Source organism: Streptomyces sp. CB03238 (assembly GCF_002099185.1).
GTDB lineage: Bacteria > Actinomycetota > Actinomycetes > Streptomycetales > Streptomycetaceae > Streptomyces.
This window is the reverse complement of record NZ_NBCN01000005.1, coordinates 325,064-346,505: the sequence shown is the minus strand read 5'-3', so window position 1 is coordinate 346,505 and position 21,442 is coordinate 325,064. Positions and strand designations below refer to the sequence as shown.

The 21,442-nt window shown below is 74.0% G+C and carries 20 protein-coding genes; 13 read left to right on the top strand and 7 right to left on the bottom strand.

Annotation, left to right across the window (positions count from 1 at the left end):
* Positions 1-70: 70 nt before the first annotated feature.
* Together BKD26_RS11125 and BKD26_RS11115 are read right to left on the bottom strand one after the other, a co-directional pair.
* Positions 71-406, bottom strand: a complete 336-nt coding sequence (locus tag BKD26_RS11125) for a hypothetical protein (RefSeq protein ID WP_084897730.1) — start codon at positions 404-406, stop codon at positions 71-73.
* 761 nt (positions 407-1,167) lie between these two features.
* On the bottom strand, positions 1,168-1,956 hold the full coding sequence (locus BKD26_RS11115; protein ID WP_084897668.1) for a hypothetical protein: 789 nt from the start codon (positions 1,954-1,956) through the stop codon (positions 1,168-1,170).
* A 190-nt stretch (positions 1,957-2,146) separates the two neighbouring features.
* Between BKD26_RS11115 and BKD26_RS41995 the strand changes: the two genes are divergently transcribed.
* Positions 2,147-2,701 (top strand): transglycosylase family protein, encoded by a 555-nt coding sequence (locus tag BKD26_RS41995; RefSeq protein ID WP_084897667.1) that lies wholly within the window; start codon positions 2,147-2,149, stop codon positions 2,699-2,701.
* On the opposite strand, the gene BKD26_RS11105 is transcribed toward BKD26_RS41995, so the two are convergent.
* From BKD26_RS11105 to BKD26_RS11095, 3 genes are read right to left on the bottom strand one after another with little or no spacing between them, the layout of a single operon-like run.
* Positions 2,667-3,347: an ATP-binding cassette domain-containing protein gene (locus BKD26_RS11105; protein WP_084897666.1), complete on the bottom strand. Its 681-nt coding sequence runs from the start codon at positions 3,345-3,347 to the stop codon at positions 2,667-2,669. The genes BKD26_RS41995 and BKD26_RS11105 overlap by 35 nt on opposite strands.
* Positions 3,344-6,049, bottom strand: coding sequence for an ATP-binding cassette domain-containing protein (locus tag BKD26_RS11100; protein WP_084897665.1), 2,706 nt, complete (start codon positions 6,047-6,049; stop codon positions 3,344-3,346). Before BKD26_RS11100 ends, BKD26_RS11105 begins: the two co-directional genes overlap by 4 nt.
* Positions 6,050-6,056: 7 nt before the next feature.
* A complete protein-coding gene (locus tag BKD26_RS11095; protein ID WP_084897664.1) occupies positions 6,057-6,452 on the bottom strand; it encodes a hypothetical protein in 396 nt (131 codons plus the stop codon).
* Positions 6,453-6,547: 95 nt separating this feature from the next.
* On the opposite strand from BKD26_RS11095, the gene BKD26_RS11090 reads away from it, so the two are divergent.
* From BKD26_RS11090 to BKD26_RS11065, 6 genes are all read left to right on the top strand, one after another.
* Positions 6,548-7,063 carry a hypothetical protein gene (locus tag BKD26_RS11090; protein ID WP_084897729.1) on the top strand — a complete coding sequence of 172 codons (516 nt, stop codon included), beginning with the start codon at positions 6,548-6,550 and terminating at the stop codon, positions 7,061-7,063.
* Positions 7,038-8,339, top strand: coding sequence for an ABC transporter substrate-binding protein (locus BKD26_RS11085; protein ID WP_084897663.1), 1,302 nt, complete (start codon positions 7,038-7,040; stop codon positions 8,337-8,339). The genes BKD26_RS11090 and BKD26_RS11085 overlap by 26 nt, the downstream gene beginning before the upstream one ends.
* A gap of 105 nt (positions 8,340-8,444) precedes the next feature.
* A complete protein-coding gene (locus BKD26_RS11080; RefSeq protein WP_084897662.1) occupies positions 8,445-9,728 on the top strand; it encodes a glycosyltransferase family 4 protein in 1,284 nt (427 codons plus the stop codon).
* Positions 9,725-10,516, top strand: a complete 792-nt coding sequence (locus BKD26_RS11075) for a hypothetical protein (protein ID WP_084897661.1) — start codon at positions 9,725-9,727, stop codon at positions 10,514-10,516. The genes BKD26_RS11080 and BKD26_RS11075 overlap by 4 nt, the downstream gene beginning before the upstream one ends.
* A 49-nt stretch (positions 10,517-10,565) precedes the next feature.
* Positions 10,566-11,570: a YafY family protein gene (locus tag BKD26_RS11070; protein WP_084897660.1), complete on the top strand. Its 1,005-nt coding sequence runs from the start codon at positions 10,566-10,568 to the stop codon at positions 11,568-11,570.
* A gap of 283 nt (positions 11,571-11,853) precedes the next feature.
* Positions 11,854-12,069: an I78 family peptidase inhibitor gene (locus BKD26_RS11065; RefSeq protein ID WP_084897659.1), complete on the top strand. Its 216-nt coding sequence runs from the start codon at positions 11,854-11,856 to the stop codon at positions 12,067-12,069.
* A gap of 76 nt (positions 12,070-12,145) precedes the next feature.
* Here BKD26_RS11065 and BKD26_RS11060 read toward each other — a convergent pair whose 3' ends face one another.
* On the bottom strand, positions 12,146-13,129 hold the full coding sequence (locus BKD26_RS11060) for a phosphatase PAP2 family protein (protein ID WP_084897658.1): 984 nt from the start codon (positions 13,127-13,129) through the stop codon (positions 12,146-12,148).
* A gap of 456 nt (positions 13,130-13,585) precedes the next feature.
* Between BKD26_RS11060 and BKD26_RS11055 the strand changes: the two genes are divergently transcribed.
* The gene (locus BKD26_RS11055; RefSeq protein WP_084897657.1) at positions 13,586-15,361 is read left to right on the top strand and encodes an MFS transporter; all 1,776 of its coding nucleotides are present in this window, start codon (positions 13,586-13,588) and stop codon (positions 15,359-15,361) included.
* Positions 15,362-15,598: 237 nt separating this feature from the next.
* On the top strand, positions 15,599-16,789 hold the full coding sequence (locus BKD26_RS11050) for an acyl-CoA dehydrogenase family protein (protein WP_084897656.1): 1,191 nt from the start codon (positions 15,599-15,601) through the stop codon (positions 16,787-16,789).
* 13 nt (positions 16,790-16,802) lie between these two features.
* On the opposite strand, the gene sepF is transcribed toward BKD26_RS11050, so the two are convergent.
* Positions 16,803-17,237 (bottom strand): cell division protein SepF, encoded by a 435-nt coding sequence (sepF, locus tag BKD26_RS11045; RefSeq protein WP_084897655.1) that lies wholly within the window; start codon positions 17,235-17,237, stop codon positions 16,803-16,805.
* A 288-nt stretch (positions 17,238-17,525) separates the two neighbouring features.
* Here sepF and BKD26_RS11040 point away from each other — a divergent pair, with 288 nt between their 5' ends.
* From BKD26_RS11040 to BKD26_RS11025, 4 genes are all read left to right on the top strand, one after another.
* A complete protein-coding gene (locus BKD26_RS11040) occupies positions 17,526-18,842 on the top strand; it encodes a DUF5685 family protein (protein ID WP_084897654.1) in 1,317 nt (438 codons plus the stop codon).
* Between the two features lie 19 nt (positions 18,843-18,861).
* Positions 18,862-19,650 (top strand): DUF1684 domain-containing protein, encoded by a 789-nt coding sequence (locus BKD26_RS11035; RefSeq protein WP_084897653.1) that lies wholly within the window; start codon positions 18,862-18,864, stop codon positions 19,648-19,650.
* A 246-nt stretch (positions 19,651-19,896) separates the two neighbouring features.
* Positions 19,897-20,799: a S1 family peptidase gene (locus BKD26_RS11030; RefSeq protein WP_084897652.1), complete on the top strand. Its 903-nt coding sequence runs from the start codon at positions 19,897-19,899 to the stop codon at positions 20,797-20,799.
* Positions 20,800-20,946: 147 nt separating this feature from the next.
* The gene (locus BKD26_RS11025; protein ID WP_084897651.1) at positions 20,947-21,438 is read left to right on the top strand and encodes a hypothetical protein; all 492 of its coding nucleotides are present in this window, start codon (positions 20,947-20,949) and stop codon (positions 21,436-21,438) included.
* Positions 21,439-21,442: the final 4 nt, after the last annotated feature.

The following is a 21,442-nucleotide window of genomic DNA, read 5'->3' as shown; positions in this document are numbered from 1 at the left end:
TAGCGCATGACGACGGCGGGGCCGGAGCGAACGATTCGCTCCGGCCCCGCCGTCGTCTGCCGGCGGTTGTTCACAAACCTCTGCGAGGTGCCGGTGGCAGCGCCGCCGGGACGTGGTGATGGCCGGCGGGCCGGCGCATACCGACCTGCTGCCAGCCTCCCGTGTAGCCGGCGCTGTGCTGCGTCTGGTACGCACCAGTGCCGCCCGACCCGAACGTCCCGAACCCCTTGAACCCGAGGTCCTCCTCGCCACTGCGGTCGCCGGGCAGCGTCCTGAACGACCTGAGGTACTCGGAGTACAGCGCGTCGTAGATCGGCGTGGCCGACTGGGTGGACAGTCCGTCCTGCGCCGAGCGCATGGCGGGAATCTGCTGGTACGGCTGGCGGGAGGGCTCGTATGCGTGCACGTATGTGCCAACGACCTCGCCGCCCTTCGGATGCGGCCCCGCCCCGGAAAACGCCGGTCGCGGCACCGCGGTGAACGGGCCGACGGGCGGAACCGCAGCGCCCGCCGGGGTGGGGCCGGCGGCCGCGAGCGGGGCGGCCGCCGGGGCCGCGGCGCCCGTCACGACGGGGTCGGCGGCCGTGAGCGGGCGGCCCGCCGTCCACGGGACGGCCGCCGTGGGCGGGGCGGCCGAGGTGAGGGCGCCTGCGGAGGTCGCGGCGGCCGCCGTGACGGGGTGGGCGGCGGTGACCGGGCGGCCTGCCGTCGCCGGGTCGGCTGCCGTGGGCGGGGTGCCTGCCGTCTGCGGGACGGCCGCCGTGAGGGGGGCGGCCGCCGTGAGGGGGGCGGCCGAGGTGACGGGGGCGGCCGAGGTGACGGGGGCGCCTGCCGGGGCTGCGGCGCCCGCCGCGGCGGGTTCGGCGGCCGTGACCGGGGCGGGCGCTGTCGGTGGGTTGGTTGCCGTGGCAGGGGCGGCCGAGGTGACGGGGGCGCCTCCTGAGGCCGCAGCGCTTGCCGTGAGTGGGGCGGCCGCCCAGGTTGCGGGAGCGGCCGGCGTCACGGGAGCCCCTGCCGTCACGGGAGCGCCGCCTCCCGTCGTCGGGGAGGCTGCCGTCATCGGGGTGACCGGCGCGAACGGGGCGGCCGGGGGCACGTAGTCGGGCCGTATGCCGGGGCGTGCGGCCGGGTCCTCCGGGGCCCGGCCTTCCATGGCCCTGGCGTGCATCAGGTACCGGCCAGCGGCATCGCCGCCGCCACCAGCCGGCCGTTCGCCGCCGCCTTCTCCAGCGCGTCACGCAGCAGGTCCTCGCGCGGCTGCTGGCCGATGGAACCGACCGGGGCCGCGAAGACCAGCACCGTGTGCGACTTGTTCGCCGCGGCGCGCCAGCCCTCGGTGACCTGGAGCGGCTGGTGGGCCTGCCACCAGGCGACCGGGCTGCCCCCACCCGTACCGGGCTGGAGGATGGCGTGCAGCTGTCCCATGGCCAGCAGCACGGACCAGCCGGCGATCGGGCTCGGCTTCTGGTTCACGTCCCCGACCGGCAGGAAGCCCTGCTCGATCAGCAGTGGCAGGAACTCGTCGCCGCCGCCCGTCGAACCCGGGCGGGCGATGGGCGCGGTCGGCTCGACGACGAGAGCCGGGTGCAGCTCGTTGTCGATCAGTACGAGACCGCTGGTGACGCCCAGGACGGCCTGGTCACCGACGGCGACGGGGGTCACGGGGGCCGGCTGCGCCTCCGCCCCGGTGATGGACCGGACGGCGCCCTGGAGCTGCTCCTCGGCGACCTTGACGACCTGGGAGGGGATGCAGGTGGCGTGGGCGAAGGCGAGGACCGCGGTCTCCTCGCCGACGAACAGCACGGTGCTGGTGCGCTCCTGCTCGGAGTCGCCCGGGGTGCGGCAGGAGGTGCAGTCGTAGCTGCCCGGGGCGTTCTCGCCGGCGAGCAGCCGGTCGGCTTCCTCGTCGCCGATCTCGGCGCGTACGTCCTCGCTGACGTCGAGCATGCGGGGCACGGTGGCTCCTCGGACTCGTTGCGTGCGATACCGGGCGGATCCCGGCTCGTCTCATGAAGAGTTCAACGGGGATCCGGGGCCGGAGTCACGGGTTGCCTCGCGGCTCGGCGCGTCGGCCGACCGGGTGGGCCTCGACCGCCGCCCCGCGCGCCGCGGCGTGGCGCGCCGTGGCGCCACCTAGCGTGGGCCGATGCCGAAGATCCGCTTGTGGCCGGCCGTGGCGCCGGCCGTGCTGCTGATGGGGTGGGGAACGACGAGCGCGGTCGCCGCACCGGCCGTGCACACCGCCGCCGACTGCGCCGGCGACCAGTGGCCCTGGGGATGCGTGGCGGAGTGCGAGAGCGGCGGCCGCTGGAACCTCGACACCGGCAACGGCTACTACGGCGGCCTGCAGTTCAAACAGTCGACGTGGGAGGCGTACGGCGGTCTCACCTACGCCCCGCGCGCGGATCTGGCGACCCGCAAGCAGCAGATCACGGTCGCGGAGGAGGTGCTGCGCCGGCACGGCTGGGCGGCCTGGCCCACCTGCTCCAAGAAGTACGGACTCTCCGGCCGCGCGCACACCGTCCAGCCGGGCGACATGCTGATCTCCGTGGCACACCGGTTCAAGGTGCCGGGCGGCTGGAAGGCCCTGTACAAGGCCAACAAGAAGGTCATCGGTGCGGACCCGAACCGGATCCGGCCGGGAATGATGCTGTCCCTTCCGGGACTCAAGCCCGCCCCGAAGAGCGCCGGCGGTAAGTGAACTCGGCCGGCTCGCCGCTGAAGGACAGGGCGCCCCGGCGCAGTTCGTGGGCCAGTGTCCCGGGCGGGAGACCGGCCGGCGGGCGCTGTTCGGCCACCACGACCGCCGCGCCGCGGTCGCACAGGTCGCACAGCAGGCGGTAGGTACGGGCGGCGACGGCGGGCGACATGCCGAGGGCCGGCTCGTCGACGAGGACGACACGCGCGGGTGTGAGCAGGGCCCGGGAGAGCGCGAGCATCCGCTGCTCGCCGCCGGAAAGGGTGCCGGCGCGGCGGGGGAGGAGCGGGCGGAGCTCGGGGTAGGCGTCGAGGGCGGGGGCGAAGTTCCGGCCGGGGGCGCCCAGTTCGAGGTTCTCGGCGACCGTGAGCGTGGCGTAGACGGCACGCCGGTCCGGTACGAAGCACAGGCCGCGGCGTGCCCGGCGGTGGGCGTGCAGCCGGGTCACGTCATCGCCCCGCCACAGGACGCGCCCGCCGCTCAGCGGCACCGTCCCGGCGAGGGCGCGCAGCACGGTCGTACGTCCCGAGCCGTTGCGGCCGAGCAGTACGGTGACGGTGGCGGGCGGGACCGGCAGGTCGATGCCGTGCAGGGCCTCCAGGGGGCCGTAGCGGACGCGGGCGGCGCGCAGCGCGATCTCGACGCTCATGACACGAGCCTCCCCGCCTCCATGACGTGCACGGTGTGCGCGATGTCCGCGACCAGGTCGAGGTCGTGCTCGACGACGAACACGGCCGTCCCGTCCGCCGCGAGGGCCTTCAGTACGCGGGCGAGGGCGGCGGTCTCGTCGGCGTCCAGGCCGGCGGCGGGCTCGTCGAGCAGCAGCGTGTGCGGCTGTCCCGCGACGGCGCGGGCGACCTCGACGCGGCGGAGGGCGCCCGTGGACAGCCCGGCGGCGGGCAGGTGGCGGGCGCCGGTCAGGGCGAGGAGGCGGAGGGCCTGCTCGACGGCGTGCGGATCGTCGCGTACGCGGCCCTGCTCGGCGCCGATGCGTACGTTCTCCTCGACGGTCAGGGACGGGAAGACCGCCAGCTCCTGGAACGTCCGGGCGATCCCGAGCCGGGTGCGGGCGTGCGCGGGGCGCGCGGTGATGTCCGCCCCGTCGAGGCCGACGCGGCCGGAGGTGGGGCGGGTGGTGCCGGCCAGGCAGTGGAACAGGCTGCTCTTGCCGGCACCGTTGGGTCCGACGAGAGCGGTGACCCTGCCCGGCTCGACGACGAGGTCGACGCGGTCGAGGGCGGTGAACCCGCCGTAGCGGAGGCTGAGGCGCTGAGCCTGGAGGCCGCGGGCGGGTGCGGGCGCGGGTGCGGCGGGGCGCGGTGCGCGGGGGGTGGGGCGTGGTGCGGGGGCGGCCGTCGGCCGGTGGGGGTGCGTGCCGCCTCCGGCCGGGCTGGTGTCCCCACCCGCACCACCCGTGCGGGGGGGACGGTCGGGTGCGGTTTCTCCCGTGGGTGGTGGGGCGCCGTCGGCGGGGGCGGTGCCCGTGCCGTCGGTGGGTGCGGGTGGGCCCTCCGGGGAGGCGGGGGCGGGCGGGGCGGCGGCACGCGCGCGTGGGGGACGCCGGGGGCGTGGGCGTCCGGCGGACGGGAGCAGCGACGTCAGCGGCGGGACGCGGGCGGTGAAGGCGGCCAGGAGGCCGATCACCGCTGCTGCCGCGCCACCGCGGGCGCCGGCGTCGAGGCCGACCAGGAGGACCGCGGCGGCCAGGGGGGACAGGAGGCTGTCGGCGCCGAGGACCAGGACCGCGGCGAACCACAGCAGGCCGCGCACCGGGTCGTACGCCGCCGGGTCGAAGGCCTGGACGCCCATGCCCAGAAGGCCGCCGCCGAGCGCGGCCAGGGCCGCGCCCGCCACGAAGGCGAGGACCTTCAGGGCGGGGACCGGCACGCCCGCCGCCTCCGCGCCCGCCTCGTGGTCGCGCAGCGCGGCCAGCGCCCTGCCCGTGCGGCCGCGGCGGAGGGCGGCGACGCACAGCAGAGCGCACGCCAGGACGGCCAGCTCCACGGTGTAGTAGGCGCGGTCCGACGTGAGGCCCGCCGGGCGCTCCAGGGACAGCCCCGCCGTCGCGTACGGCTGCGCGAACACGAACCGGCTCACCGCCACCCCCACCGCCAGTGTCGCCAGCGCCAGGGCCAGCCCGTGGCGGCGGATCGCCGGCCAGCCGGTGAGCAGACCGAGCGGGGCGACCAGCACGGCGGCCACCAGGAGGGCGGTGAGTTCCGGGAGGCGGGGCAGGCCCGGGAAGCGGCCCGCCGCCAGCAGCGCCGTGAACAGGGCGCCCAGGCCCGCGTACGCCGCCTGGCCCAGCGAGATCTGACCACCCCGGCCGGTGACCACGACCAGGGACAGCAGGACGACGGCGAGCGCCGGGACCTGGACCGCCGTCTGGAGGTCGCTCCCGGCGAAGCCGAGCGGCAGCAGGAACAGCACCCCCGTCGCCACCCACACCCCCGGCGGGACGCGCGCGCCCGCCGTCGACGTACGCGGCAGGGCGTCCCGCGCCCCCACGCCCGGCAGCACCAGCGCGGCGACCAGGAGGGCGACGACGAACAGGTTCGTGGCGACCGCCTGGACCAGCGGGCCCGACCAGCCCACCGGGTGGAACCGCGTCAGCTGCGCCTGGGCGACCCCGATGACCAGCGCCGTCGCCACCGCCACCGGCAGGCTCCGCATCCGGGCCACCACCGCCACCGCGATCACCTCGACGACCAGCAGTGGCAGCCCGTACGGATCGAGCCGTACGTACGGCGCCAGCAGCACGCCCGTCAGCCCCGCCGTGAACGACCCGAACGCCCACCCCACCGCCGACACCCGGTCCGCGTCGATCCCGCCCAGCACCGCCAGCGCCCGGTTGTCCACCACCGCCCGCAGCTCACGCCCCAGCCGCGTCCAGCGGGTCACCGCCCCCACCGCGCCGCCCACCAGCACCACCGCGCCCAGCTGCGCCCACGGGTCGTCGCCCAGCAGCACCGGCGCGTCCGCCCGGGCCCCGCCGCCCCACACCAGCGCCGCGCCCCCGACGAGCAGCACGAACACGCCGATCGACGCCACCAGCGTCCGCGCCGGGTCCAGGTCGAGCACCGCCGCCGGCCGGAACACCGCCCGGTCCAGCGCCAGCCCGATGCCCGGCGCCACCACCAGCAGCGTCACGCACGCGGCGAGCGGCAGCGGCCAGCCCCACTCCACCACCAGGTGGCGCAGCACGTACGCGCAGACCATGGCGATCGCGCCGTGCGCGAGGTTCAGCACTCCCGTCGCGCGGTACGTGACGATCAGTCCGATCCCGGTGAGGGCGGCCGCGCTGCCCACGGCCAGCCCGGCCAGGACGAGTTCGTACGTCAGCGAGGACACCGGGGCGTCAGCTCCCGGGTTCGCACACCGGGCACGGGTCCAGCGCCGCGTCGCCCACCGGCACCGCGTCCGCCTTGCCCGCCACCAGGGGGCAGTCCGGCCGGTGCGCCAGCGTCCCGCCGGGCACCCGCACCGGCGGGGCGCCGGAGGAGGGGCGGTCCGCCCCGGCGAGAGGCTCCTGCGGCTCGTCCGCGGAAGGGCGCCGCAGCGGCACCCCGTTGCCCAGCAGGACCGCCCCCGCGACGATCAGCGCCGCGCCCGGCACCGTGCAGGACGCCAGGTACGGGATCTGCCGCTCCGCGAACCGCTCGCCGGACACCCCGTACCAGCCGAGCACGCACAGCACCGCGCCGGTGGCGGCGGCCACGATCCCGCCCCACCACAGCACCCGCGACGACGGCATCCCGAACCCTCCGGCTGGCGATGTATGGCGATTCCTTGCACTATGCCCAAGAAGGCCCGAGAAGGCACAGACCCCGGAACCCGGCGGTGAGCCAGATGGTCCACAAGAGTCTCCCCAAGCGCCCCCGCGCCGCGGCACTCGCCGCAGCGGCGGTCCTCGTCCTCGTACCGACCGCCGCGGCCTGTGGCGACGGCAACGGCAACGGCGAAGCGGAAAGGTCGCCGACCGCGACCGCGGCCCAGAACCAGCCCGCCGACCCCGCCGCGGCACGGCAGCAGATCGAGAAGAACTGGGCGGCCTTCTTCAACCCGAAGACCCCGGTCGACGAGAAGGTCAAGCTGCTCGAGAACGGCGACCGGATGCGGCCCGTGCTCCAGGCCTTCTCGGCCAACCCGCAGGCCGCGCAGACGTCCGTGAAGGTCAAGAACGTCGCCTTCACCTCGGCCACCCAGGCCGACGTGACCTACGACCTGCTGGTCGGCGGCCAGCCGGCCCTGCCCGACTCCAAGGGCTCCGCCGTGCACCAGCAGGACACCTGGAAGGTGTCCGTGAAGACGCTGTGCGCGCTGGTCAAGCTCAGCCCCGATGCGACAGCCGTGCCGGGCTGCTGAATCCCTGCTGCTGGTGGCGCTCCTGCTGCTGAGCGCCGCCTGCGGCAGCCGACTCCCGGAGAGCGACTTCGAGGCCCGGCCCCCCGCCCCCACGACCGGCGGCGGGGAGCCGATCAGGATCGGCCTCATCACCGGAGCCACCAGCCCCGTCGGCGGCGGCGCCCTCACCGGCCCGCGCGACGGGGCGCAGGCGTACTTCGCGGCCCTCAACGCCCGCGGCGGCGTCGACGGCCGCCGCGTGGAGGTCTTCACCTGCGACGACGGCGGCAGCGGCGTCGGCAACAACCAGTGCGTGCACGAGCTCGTCGACGACAGGCGCGTCTTCGCCCTGGTCGCCACCACCGCCCTCGACTACGCGGGCGCCGCCCGCGTCTCCCGCGCGGGCGTCCCCGACATCGGGGGCCAGCCGCTGGGCCCCGCGTACGACACGTATCCGCATCTGTACGGGATCTACGGCAGCTCCGCCCCGCGTACCGGGGACGAGCCCGGCTGGAACGGCGTCCTCACCGGGGGCACCGAGGTCTACCGCTGGTTCAAGCGGGAGCACGGCGCCCGTACGGCGGCCGTCGTGGCCTACAACCAGGCGGCGTCCGCGGCCTACGCCCGGCTGGTGGAGCGCGGCCTGGAGGCGGAGGGCTACCGGGTCGTCACCGAACAGGTCGACTTCGCCCTGCCCAACTACCGCGCCGTCGCCGCCGATCTGCGCGAACAGGGTGTCGACGTCGTCTTCGACGCCCTGGACACGCACGGCAACGCCCAGCTGTGCGAGGCGATGGACGCCGTCGGCGTGAGCGTCACCGCCAAGGTCACCAACGTCCAGAACTGGAACGAGAACGTACCCCGCGACTTCAAGGACGCCCAGCGCTGCCGCAACGCCCTGTGGGTCACCGGTGCCAGCCGCAACTACGACGAGACGGCCCACCCCGCCGTACGGGAGTTCCGTGACGCGATGGCGGCGCACATGAAGGGCACGCCGCTCTCCCAGTGGGCGCTGGAGGGCTGGGCGGCGGCCATGTGGTTCACGGACGCCGCGAAGTCCTGCACGAAAACCGGCCTCACGCGCGCGTGCGTCGAGAAGTTCATCAACCGTCCCGAGCCGTACACCGCGCGGGGCCTGCTCCTGCCCGTCGTCTTCGAGCGGCTCCCCGAGCCGCCGAGGACCCGTCACACCTGCCTGTCCGTGGCCCGTTGGCAGGACGACCGGGGCTGGGCCACCCAGGGCGGCGACATGGACGAGAACTGCGCCACCGTCCCCCAGCTCGGCTACCGGCCCTGACCGACCGCGCCCACGAAAGCCAAGTACAGTCCACCTTTGACGACCATACAGAGACCATCGGACGACACCACCGGAACGTCCGGACCAGGGGGACGCGGCGACGCGATGCATATCTCTTTCCTGCTGCACAACGCGTACGGCATCGGCGGCACGATCCGTACGACGTTCAACCTCGCCCGGACCCTGGCCGAGCGGCACGACGTCGAGATCGTGTCCGTCTTCCGCCACCGCGAGGAGCCGACCCTCGGCGCCCCCGCCGGCGTGACCATGAAGCACCTGGTCGACCTCCGCAAGAACAGCCCCACCTACGACGGCGCGCACCCCGACTACAAGAAGCCCGCCAAGGTCTTCCCGCGCGGCGACGGACGCTGGAAGCAGTACAGCCGCCTCACCGACGCCCGCATCGCCGCCCACCTGAAGAGCCTGGAGGCCGACGTCGTCGTCGGCACCCGCCCCGGGCTCAACGTCCACATCGCCCGCCAGGCCCGGCGCGGCCCCGTCCGCGTCGGCCAGGAGCACCTGACGCTGGACAGCCACGGCTACCGGCTGCGCCGCGAGATCGGCCACCGCTACGCCCTGCTCGACGCGATCACCACCGTCACCGAGGCCGACGCCCGCTCGTACCGTGCCAAGCTCAAGCTGCCCGGCGTACGCATCGACTCCGTCCCCAACAGCGTCCCGGCGCCGAGCGTCGCGCCCGCCGACACAGCCGCCAAGTGGGTCGTCGCGGCCGGCCGGCTGACCCGGGTGAAGCGGTACGACCTGCTCGTCGAGGCGTTCGCCAAGGTGGTCGCCGCCCGCCCCGACTGGCGCCTGCGGATCTACGGCTCCGGCGACGCGACCGGCAACGAGCGGAACGCGCTGCGCGCCCTGATCGAGGCGCGCGGGCTGCACAACCACGTCTTCCTGATGGGCACGGCCAACCCGCTGGAGCCCGAGTGGGTCAAGGGATCCATCGCCGCCGTCACCTCCCGCCTCGAATCCTTCGGCATGACCATCGTCGAGGCGATGCGCTGCGGCCTGCCGGTCGTCTCCACCGACTGCCCGCACGGGCCGGGCGAGATCATCGAGGACGGCGTCGACGGGCGCCTCGTGCCGGTCGGTGACGTGGACGCCATCGCCGACGCGCTGCTCGCCCTGATCCAGGACGACGAGCTGCGGCACCGCACCGGGCAGGCCGCGCTCGCGGCGTCGCAGCGCTTCGACCCGGTCCGGATCGCCGAACGCCACGAGGCGCTCTTCACCGAGCTCGTCGCGCAGGGGGCCAACGGCCGCGCGCGCGGCCGGGTCCGTGACGGGCTGCACCGCACGCGCGGCGCGGTCCTGGACGCCGCCTACTCGGTGCGGTACAAGGCCGCCGAGGTGCTCCGGAAGGGAAAGCCCGCATGAGCGACGCCACGACCCCGGCCCCCGCGCACGGAGCGCCGCCGCGCGCGGACTGCGTCGCGGACCACGCCGGCGGCATCACGTTCGACATAGCGGTCGTCGACACGGCCGAACCGGTCCTGGTGCTGCGCCGGCGCGGCGGCTCCGGCGGCCCGTCCGACGAGACCCGGCTGCCGCTCACCCCGACGAGCGCGGGCCATATGCGCGCGGTGCTGCCCAGCACCATGGAGCTCGCCGAGGGCCGATGGGACGTGTACCTCGACGAGCGGGCGGTCGAGCCCGGTGTCCGGGACCTGCGGGCGCTCGTCGACCGGGTTCCCGACGAGGAGGGCGGGGTAGCCGTGCGCGTCCCGTACCCCACGGCGGACGGCCGGCTCGCCGTGCGTAGCTGGGTGCGCCTGCCGCACGCCGAGGCCGGCGACATCGTCTTCGGCGAGGGCGCCTGCACGGTGGAAGGGACGCTGTACGGGGCACAGGCCGGTGCCGGCGCGGTGGCCGAGGCGCGGCTGGGCGGGAAGGTCCACCGGATGCCGGCCGACGGCGAGAAGGGGACGTTCGCCTTCACCCTCCCGTACGACACGCTCGCCGAGCCGCCGGTCGCGGGGGAGCAGCTGTGGGAGCTGTGGCTGCGGCCCGGGGCGGACGCGGAGCCGGTGCGGATCTCCCGCGTCCTGGACGACGTCTGGGACCGGAAGAACGTCTTCGTGTACCCGGTGCATCAGGGCGAGGGCTACAAGGCGGCGCCCTGCTACACGACCGACAACGACCTCTGCGTACGGATCACGAAGTAGCACCGGTCGCGGACCGTACCTGTCCGCGACCGCTGGCAGACTCGCGTCCATGTTGGAGACCTCGGCACGACTGCTGCGCCTGCTGTCCCTGCTCCAGGCGCACCGCGAATGGTCCGGCGCCGACCTCGCGCAGCGGCTGGGCGTCACGCCGCGCACCGTACGGCGTGACGTCGACCGGCTGCGCGCGCTCGGCTACCCCGTCAACGCCAGCCCCGGCACGGGCGGCGGCTACCAGCTCGGCGCGGGGGCCGCGCTGCCTCCGCTGCTGCTGGACGACGACGAGGCGGTCGCGGTCGCCGTCGGGCTGCGTACCGCGGCGGGCAGCGGCATCGAGGGCGTGGGGGAGACGTCGGTGGGGGCGCTGGCCAAGCTGGAGCAGGTGCTGCCCGACCGGCTGCGGCGCCGCGTCAGCGCGCTGACCACCTTCACGGTGCCGATACTGCGCACGCCCGAGTCCCAGGTGGACCCGTCGGTGCTCACCGAGCTGGCGGCGGCCTGCCGGGACAGTGAGCGGCTGCGCTTCGAGTACCGCGACCACAACGGCTCGGCCACGCGCCGCACGGTGGAGCCGCACCGCCTGGTGTGCACCGAGCGCCGCTGGTACCTGGTCGCCTGGGACGTGGACCGCTCCGACTGGCGTACGTTCCGGGCGGACCGGATCGCTCCCAAGCCGCCGCACGGGCCGCGTTTCCCGCCGCGTACACCGCCCGCCGAGGATCTGGCGGCCTATGTGTCCCAGGGCGTGTCGACGAGGGTGTACGCGGCGAAGGCCGTCGTCCGGCTCCATGTCCCGGCCGCCGAGGCCGCGCGGGTGGTGGGGCCGATGGACGGTGTCCTGGAGGCGGAGGGGGAGTCGACGTGTCTGCTGCGCACGGGCGGCACGAGCGTCGACGTCCTGGTGATCCACATCGCCCTCATGGGGATGGAGTTCGAGGTGGTCGAGCCGCGTGAACTCGACGACCACGTCAGGGCGCTCCGCGACCGGCTCTCGCGGGCCCTGGACCGGTCCGCGCAGCCGGATCGGCACGGTGGGAATTCTGCGGGGAACACGTGAATGGGCTGGCTGCGGCAATTATCGTGACGATAGGCCGAAGCGTTTTTCCGGGGCGCGGGAATTCGCCCGTACGGCGGTGCGCGAAGGGACTCCCGGCCCTGCGTAATTCCTCCGGTAACACCCTTCGGAGCCGCGCGGGAAGGCCCGGCGGGTGAAGAGGCCCTTACTGAACACATGTCGTGATCCTGTGACACAAGCGTGACCGCTGAGGTACGTGAGGATGGTGGGGTGATGTGCTCCGACCGGCTTCCGTCACCGTGCGCCGCGCCCTACGGTGAATGACATGGCACCGATTCCGAGCTCTCCCCGACAGCCCGACGACAGCCCCGATGCGTACGTCGGCCTCGGCGAACGCGACGCGGAGCAGCGCGCCCGCGCCCGTGGCTGGACCACGGTGCGGTCGCTGCCGCCCGGCTCGATCATCACCCTGGAGTACGTGGCGGGCCGGATCAATTTCGAGGTCGACGACGACACCGTCACTCGCTGCTGGGTCGGCTGACCCCCGCACGGACGGACAGACGCAGGGCCCCGGCTTTTCGAAAAAGCCGGGGCCCTGCGTCCGTGTCCTGGCGGCCTCAGCCGCCCGTCACCGGCCGTGAACGCGGCGGCCGGCGGCTGCCCGCCGAGGTGACGGGTGTCCGCTCCGAACGCACCACGGCGTGCGGCCTCGGCTGCGTGAGCGTGGTCCTGACCGTGGCCGCACGGCCGCCGCCCGCGGCGGAGACCGGCTCGCGCACCGGCTCCTCCTCCGCGCCCAGCGGCCGCTGCTGGTACACCCCCGGCCGAGGCCCGCCCGCCGCGACGGGCAGCGACGGCGCCTGGCCGCGGCGGCGCGCCCGCAGCTGCTCGCGCACGGCGAAGACGACCGCCTCGGCGCGGGCGATCAGCGGCTCGCACCAGGGCAGCCCGAGCAGGATCAGCAGGCCGGCGGCCCAGCCGAGCAACACATCGCTCAGCCAGTGCGTACCGAGGTAGACGGTGGTCAGGCCGACGCCCAGGGCGACCACGGCGGACAGGGCCGACAGATAGCGCCTCGCCCGGGGCGTGGTGGCGAGATAGGCCAGAATGCCCCAGGTCACCACCGCGTTGGCGGTATGTCCGGAAGGGAATATATCGCCGCCCGCGAACATCTCGGCCGAGCCGATCTGCGTCGCGTAGTGGGGGCCCAGCCGGCCCAGACCGAGTTTGACCGCGCCCACCGTGGCGTTCAGCAGCAGGAGCGCGGCGCCCAGCGCCAGCAGCGGGCGGAGCGTGTGCTGCCGCCAGGAGCGCCAGCCGAGCCAGGCCGCCACCATCACGGCCGTCGGGCCGCGCTGGCCCAGCACCACGAAGTAGTCCAGCGTCGCGTGCAGCTCCGGCCACTGCTGATACGGCCGGAAGAGCATGACCTTCCAGTCGAGGGTCACCAGCCACGACGAGACGAGCACGGCCACCACGATGGCGAGGTAGAACGCCGACGTCCCGCCGAAGAGGGCGAGACGGGTGCGGCTCATCCGCGGGATCTCAATCTTCGGCGGTTCCGGCTCCCGGTCCAGACGGGCAAAGATGTCGGTACGCACCCAATCGACGTTACAGGGAGTGAGTGTCGGCCCACGCCCATCCGCTCTCTTCGTGATGACGATGTGATGTGGAGTGTGTCTCAGCCGGATGTTTATTCCTTGCTTATCCATAAACCTCGGGGGCCATGGGTCCTATTGCCACAGGGTCGCCGACCGGAAGTGTGTGTGTCTGCCGTGAGAAATGGCCGACGGCACCCGGAGCCCGGAATTGCCCGCCTCCCCGTCCCCGTCCCTCCCCCTGTGGTACGGACCCGGCGCGGCCCCTGACGGGCCGGCCGGCGTGGCGTACGCCACACTCCCGCGTCTGCCCCCATGAGAGGTGGACCACGCGCCACCGGCCCGGACTCGCGTACGCTGACGGCTCACTCGCCCGTCGATGCCGGGCTGCCCCGGAGGACGTCCCCCTCCGGCAGGTGCCCACCGAGCGCGAGGGATCCATCTGTGGGAGGTACGTACATGTCCCTGACGACCACGGCCGGAGCACGGCTGCGTGCCACCGGCGGCGGTGCCAACCGCTGGGTCGTCCTCGTCGTCCTCTGCGTCAGCCTGCTGCTGGTCGCGCTCGACGCCACCGTCCTCCACGTCGCCGTCCCCGCCGTCACCGAGGACCTGCGCCCCAGCTCCACGGCGCTGCTGTGGATCGTCGACGCCTACCCCCTGGTCTGCGCCTCGCTGCTGATCCTCTTCGGCACGCTCGGCGACCGGATCGGGCGCCGACGGGTCCTGCTGGCCGGTTACGGACTGTTCGGCGCGGCCTCCGCGGTCGCGGCCTTCGCCGACACCCCCGCCGTACTGATCGCCGCCCGCGCGCTGCTCGGCGTCGGCGGCGCCATGATCATGCCCGCCACCCTGTCGATCCTCCGTGCGGTCTTCCCCGACCGGCGGGAGCGTGCCACGGCGATCGGCATCTGGACGGCCGTCGCCGCCGCCGGCGCCGCGACCGGGCCCGTACTCGGAGGCTTCCTGGTCGAGCACTTCTGGTGGGGCTCGGTCTTCCTCATAAACATCCCCCTGATGGCACTGATCCTGCCGCTCGGCCGCTGGCTGCTGCCCGAGTCCAAGGGCAGCGGCGACGGCCCCTGGGACGTGCTGGGCGCCCTCATGGCGGCGGCGGGCGTGCTGGGCGTGGTCCTCGGCGTCAAACGGGCCGGCGCCGGCGGCTCCGTACTGAGCCCCGAGACGGCCGGGCCGCTGCTGCTCGGCGCGGCGCTGCTGATCCTCTTCGTACGGCGGCAGCGGCGTCGCGCGCACCCGCTGATCGACATGCGGATGTTCGGCCGGGCGGCCTTCACCACCTCCGTCGGCTGCATCGTCCTCGCCATGCTCGCGCTGGTCGGCCTGGAACTGATCGCCGTCCAGTACCTCCAGCTCGTCCTCGGGCTGAGCCCCCTGGAGACCGGTCTGCGGCTGCTGCCGCTCACCTTCGCCGCCATGGCCGCCGGAGCCACCGGCTCCGCCACGCTGCGGCGCGTCGGCCCGCGCCGGATGGTCGGCTGTGGCTTCGTCCTCACCGCGGGCTCCGTCCTCCTGCTGGTCCTGATGGGACAGCACGACCGGCCGCTGCTGCTCACGGCCGGTTTCGTCCTGCTCGGCTTCGGGCTCCAGACGACGCTGTTCGGGGCGTACGAGTCGATGCTGAGCGAGGCCCCGGCGCACAGCGCGGGCGGGGCCGCCGCGATCGGCGAGACCTCCTACCAGCTCGGCGCCGGCATGGGCATCGCGCTGCTCGGCAGCGTCATGAACGCCGCGTACGCGCCCGGCCTCGCCGGCGTGCCGGGCGTGCCCGCGCCCGCCGGAGCGGCCGCCGCGAACTCGCTGGGCGAGGCCTACCAGGTCGCCGCCCAGCTCGGCGGCCCGGCGGGCGAGGCGCTGCGCACGGCCGCGCGCCACGCGTTCGTGCACGGCCTGCACGTCACGCTGGTCGTCAGCGCCGGGCTGCTCCTGCTCGGCGCGCTGATGGCGGTGCGGCTGCCGCGCGTGATGGAGTGCCAGGCGGACCTCGACGCCCGGCTGGGCACCGCGGAGTCCTGGCCGGAGGCACACGCCGAGGACACCGGTGCGGAGGCCGACGGCCGGTCCGGCGCGCCCAAGGGCGAGACCGTGCCCGGGGCGCGGACCGCCGACGGCGGCTCCCGGCTCGGCGTGGCACCGCCGGACGGTGGCCGCGAGGCCCATGTGCCCGCGCGTCGGGAGCCGGTGGAGTCAGCGAGGTCAAGGCGTACGGTGCGCTGAGGAACCGGGGGCTCCGCCCCCGGGACCCCCGTTCCTCAATCGCCGGAGGGGCTGCGTTTCAGCCTCTGGGGGTCCCCCCGCGCCGCCAGGCGCAGGGGGAGGGGTAGGGGTAGGAGAGAGTTCACCGCAGGCGCCCGAGACGCCGCACCGGGCTGGACGTGCCGCAGCCCGCGTCGTAACGTCGGCGGCGCAGCGTAACTAACACCGCTAGTTTTAGTGCTCGCCCGGAGGTCCCGCATGCCCGTACCCGCGAAGCTCCCGCCCTTCGACCCCAGCGACCCCCTCGGCATCGACGACCTTCTCTCGCCCGAGGACCTCGCCATCCGCGACACCGTCCGCGCCTGGGCCGCCGACCGGGTGCTGCCGTACATCGCCGACTGGTACGAGAAGGGCGAGCTGCCCGGCATCCGGGAGCTGGCCCGCGAGCTCGGCTCGATCGGCGCGCTCGGCATGTCGCTGGAGGGCTACGGCTGCGCGGGCGCGACCGCCGTCCAGTACGGGCTGGCCTGTCTGGAGCTGGAGGCCGCCGACTCCGGCATCCGCTCCCTGGTCTCCGTGCAGGGCTCGCTCGCCATGTACGCGATCCACCGGTTCGGCTCCGAGGAGCAGAAGCAGCGCTGGCTGCCCTCCATGGCCGCGGGCGAGACCATTGGCTGCTTCGGCCTGACCGAGCCGGACCACGGCTCCGACCCGGCCGCGATGCGGACGTACGCCAAGAAGGACGGCACCGACTGGGTCCTGGGCGGCCGCAAGATGTGGATCACCAACGGCTCGGTCGCCGGGGTCGCCGTCGTCTGGGCGCGGACCGACGAGGGTATCCGGGGCTTCGTGGTGCCCACCGACAGCCCCGGCTTCTCCGCGCCCGAGATCAAGCACAAGTGGTCGCTGCGCGCCAGCGTCACCAGCGAGCTCGTCCTGGACGACGTACGGCTGCCGGCCGACGCCGTGCTGCCCGGGGTCACCGGCCTGAAGGGGCCGCTCAGCTGCCTGAGCCACGCCCGGTACGGAATCGTCTGGGGTGCCATGGGCGCCGCGCGCTCGTCGTTCGAGGCGGCGCTGGAGTACGCGAAGACGCGCGAGCAGTTCGGCAGGCCCATCGGTGGCTTCCAGCTCACCCAGGCCAAGCTCGCCGACATGGCGGTGGAACTGCACAAGGGAATCCTGCTCGCCCACCACCTCGGGCGGCGGCTCGACGCCGGAAAGCTCCGCCCCGAGCAGGTCAGCTTCGGCAAGCTCAACAACGTACGGGAGGCGATCGAGATCTGCCGCACCTCGCGGACCATCCTCGGCGCCAACGGGATCTCCCTCGAATACCCCGTCATGCGGCACGCCACCAACCTGGAGTCGGTGCTCACCTACGAGGGCACCGTCGAGATGCACCAGCTCGTGCTGGGCAAGGCGCTCACCGGCCTCGACGCGTTCCGGTAAGCGGCCTCGCCCGCTAGCTCTGGTTGAAGAAGCCGTCCTGGGTGTGCGGCCCGGGCTCCCCGTTGACGATCTGCGTGTCCGCGGGCGTCAGCAGGAAGACCCGGGTCGCCACGCGCTCGATCGAGCCCCGCAGCCCGAAGGTCAGGCCGGCCGCGAAGTCGACCACGCGCTTGGCGTCGGCGGGCTCCATGGACGTGAGGTTCATGATGACCGGGACGCCGTCCCGGAACAGCTCGCCGATGCTCCGGGCGTCCCGGAACCCGTCCGGGGACACCGTGGCGATCCGGCGGCCCTCCTCCTGGGCGGTCTCGGAGGCGACGCGCACCCGCGGGTCGGTCACCCAGGCGTCGCTGTTGCGGTCACCCTCGGCGTACTCGTCGTCGTAGTAGCGCTCGTCGTTGTCCTCGACGAGGCCGAGCCATGCACTCGCCTTGCGCACCGATCCCATGGACGCCTCCTTTCACGCGGTCACTTGTGGTTCCGCTATCCCTATGGTCGTCCATCATGCGGATCGCGCGCCAAGTGGACAGTCGCCGCGCGAGCGATTCGTGACGGTACTGGTGCAGAAGATGTGGCGATTCGTCAAGGTTCCACGGGCGTACGGGCCCTGAGAAGGGGCCTGCGTAACTCAAATATGAAATTCGGGCCGTACGGGTGAGCGTGCGGACGTACGGGTGAACGAACGGGCTCGGTACGATGCCCGCCGCGCACTTCGCACGACTCACGGGGGAGCACCATGTTCGGAATCGTCAGGCCCTGCACGCACCGGCTCAACGAGGGGCTGAAGACGGAGTGGATGGCCCATCTGTGCGGGCTCTGCCTGGCACTTCGGGCCGACCACGGGCAGTTCGCCCGGGTCGCCACCAACTACGACGGCCTCATCGTCTCGGTTCTGACGGAGGCTCAGACCGAGCGGACCGCCGCGGCGCGGCGCACGGCGGGGCCCTGTCCACTGCGCGCAATGCGGACCGCGCCCGTCGCCCGGGGCGAGGGTGCGCGGCTCGCCGCCGCCGTCTCGCTGGTGCTGGCCTCGGCGAAGGTACGGGACCATGTCGCCGACCGGGACGGGCTGCTGGCGCACCGTCCGATGGCCGCCGCCGCGCGCCGGGTCGCCCTCGGCTGGGACCGGGCGGGCGCCAGGGCCGGGCGCGAGCTGGGCTTCGACACGGCCGTCCTGGTCGACGCGGTGGACCGGCAGACCGGCATCGAGGCGCTGGCCGGGCCGGGTACGCCCCTGCTCCGCATCACCGAGCCGACCGAGACGGCCACCGCCGCGGCGTTCGCGCACACCGCCGTCCTGGCCGGCAAGCCGCAGAACACGGCGCCGCTCGCGGAGGCGGGCCGGCTCTTCGGGCGCCTCGCGCACCTGCTGGACGCCGTGGAGGACCGGGAAGCTGACGCCGCGTCGGGTGCCTGGAACCCGCTCACCGCGACCGGTACGTCCCTCGCGGAGGCGCGCCGGCTCGCGGACGACGCGCTGCACGGGATACGGCTCGCCCTGCGCGACGCGGAATTCGTGGACGACACGCTGCTGCACGTGCTGCTCGCGCACGAGCTGCGGCAGTCGGTGGACCGGGCGTTCTCCACGACGACCTGCTCGCACCAGGGGTACGGAGGGCCCGCCCCCCACCAGGGCGCCGGCTACGGCCCGTACGGCACCCCGAACCCGTACGGCGGCGGTCCGTCGGGCCCCGGCGGTCCGGGTGGGTACCCGGGCGGCGCGTACCCCGGCGGCCCGGGGGGTCCGGGCGGCGCGTACCCCGGCGGTCCCGGGGGCCCGGGCGGCTACCCCGGCGGCCCAGGCGGTCACGGCGGCTCCGGCGGCGGGATGCCGCCCGGGTTCGGCGGCCCCGGCGGCGAGCCGTCGCGGCCCAAGCCGCGCGGCTTCTGGGCCGGGTGTGCCGCGTTCACCTGGCTCTTCTGCACCTGCCAGATCTGCTGCGCCAAGGAGTACGAAGGCCCCTGGTCCCGCAAGAAGCGTGAGGGCTGCTGCCGCGACTGCGACTGCAACCCCGGCAGCTGCGACTGCTGCTGTCCCTGCGACGGCTGCTGACGGCCCGTAAGGTCTCCGCATGAGCAGCGATCCTCGTGCGGACTGGACGCGCTGGCACGAACGGCGCACCGCCTCCGTCTCGGCCCCCTACGGCCCGCTCTCCCTCACCGGCACGTACTGGCTCTCCGACTACCCGGACGGGCGAATTCCGGCCGTCCCCGGCGTCTGGCGTGAAGACGGCGACCACGTGCTCCTGAGCGGCACCGCCGCCGAGGGCCTCACCGTCGACGGCGAGCCCCTGACCGGCGACGTCCGCCTGACCGCCGACCACGGTCCGATTCCCCGCTCGCGCGTCGCGGCGGGGGAGCGGCGGCTGGTCGTGCTGCGCCGCGAAGGGCTCTGGGCGGTCCGCGACTTCGACCCCGACGCCCCGGCGCGCCGCGCCTTCACGGGCATCGAGGCCACCCCGTACGACGAGAGCTGGGTGGTGCCGGGCACCTACCGGCCCTACGGGGCGGCGCGCAGCGTCCGGGTCGAGAACGCCGACGGGCGCGAGCGCGGGCTCGGCCTCTCGGGCGAGCTGGCGTTCACGCTCGGGGGCGCCGAGCACACCCTGCGGGTCGCGGTCGAGGACGACGGCTCGCTGTGGGCCGTCTTCGCCGACGCGACCAGCGGAAAGGACACGTACCGCTTCCGCTTCCTGCGGCCCGCGGCCCCGGGTGCCGACGGGGCGGTGACCGTCGATTTCAACCGGGCGCTGCTGCCGCCGTGCGCCTTCGCCGCGCACTTCATCTGTCCCCTCCCGCCGCCCGGCAACACCCTCCCGGTCCCCGTCCCGGCGGGGGAGCGGAACCCACTGAGCCGCTGATACGTCCCACGGACGAATCCGGCGGAGGGCCACACCCGCCGGGCACCTTCCCGCGCCCGTGACCCGGCTCGGCCGAAACCTGCCCTTGTGCCGGTGGTTGACCCTGCGAATACTCCCGAAGCAGCGCTTGTCAGGAGCACGGCATGTCCGAAACCCGGACACCGCCGAGGCGCACGAACCTGACCGCGCCTCACGGGCCCGACACCCCCACGGCGGGCCCCCGATTCCCCTCGGGAGGAATGAGAAGTGAGGATCAAGCGCACCACCCCCCGCAGCGGCATAGCCAGACGAACCCGTCTGCTCGCCGTCTCCACCGGTTTCGCCGCCGCCGCCACCCTCGCGGTCCCCGCCGCGAACGCCGACTCACCGCAGACGTACAGCGCCGCCCAGCTGTCCGCCGCCGGCTCGGCCGTCCTGGAGGCCGACGTACCGGGCACCGCCTGGCACGTCGACCTGGCGGCCAACAAGCTGGTCGTCACCGCCGACTCGACCGTCTCCCAGGCCGAGATCGCCACGATCAAGCGCCAGGCCGGAGCCAACGCCGGCGCCCTGAAGATCGAGCGCACCCCGGGCAAGTTCACCAAGCTCATCTCAGGCGGCGACGCCATCTACGCCAGCAGCTGGCGCTGCTCCCTCGGCTTCAACGTCCGCGACAGCGCGGGCACCACGTACTTCCTCACCGCCGGCCACTGCACCGACGGCGCGGGCACCTGGTACGCCAACTCCGGCCGGACCACCGTCCTCGGTCCGACCACCGGCTCCAGCTTCCCGAACAACGACTACGGGATCGTCCGCTACTCCAACAGCTCCATCGCCAAGCCCGGCACCGTCGGCAACGTCGACATCACCAGCGCCGCCAACGCCACCGTCGGCATGTCCGTCACCCGCCGCGGCTCCACCACCGGTACCCACAGCGGTTCGGTCACCGGCCTGAACGCCACGGTCAACTACGGCGGCGGCGACGTCGTCTACGGCATGATCCGTACGAACGTGTGCGCCGAGCCCGGCGACAGCGGCGGCCCGCTCTACTCCGGCAGCCGCGCCATCGGCCTCACCTCCGGCGGCAGCGGCAACTGCTCCTCCGGCGGGACGACCTTCTTCCAACCGGTCACCGAGGCCTTGAACGCCTACCGCGTCAGCGTCTACTGACCGCACACCGCACACCGCACACCGCCCAGCGCCACGAGCCCCCGGCCGGATCCCCGGCCGGGGGCTCGACGCCCTGTCCGGAAGCGCCCACATTTGAGAGCATGTGACGGCGCTCGGGCGCAGGGGGACTTCGGAGAGCGGGGGCGGATGAGGCGCATCGGAGTGACCGGGCACAGGGACATCCCCGTCGAGCTCGACGCCCATGTGCGCGTCGCGATCCGCACCGCCATCCGTGCCGCGCTCCGGGGCCACGAGGGTCCGCTGGAGGCGCTGTCCAGCCTGGCGGCGGGGGCGGACCAGCTCTTCGCGGACATCGCCCTCGCCTGCGGTGCCGAGCTGACCGTCGTCATCCCCAGCGGGGACTACGAGGACGGCTTCACCGACCCGGAGGAGCTGGCCCGCTACCAGGCCTTCCGCAAGCGCGCCACGCGCGAGGTCCGGATGGACTACCCGCGCTCCACCGACGAGGCCTACTACGCGGCCGGCACCTACATCGCCGACCACTGCGACCGGCTCCTCGCCGTCTGGGACGGCCGCCCCGCCCGGGGTCTCGGCGGCACCGGCGACATCGTCCGCTACGCCCGTGCTCGTGGGAAGCCGGTGACCGTCATCTGGCGCACGGGCGTGGAACGTCCCTGACAGG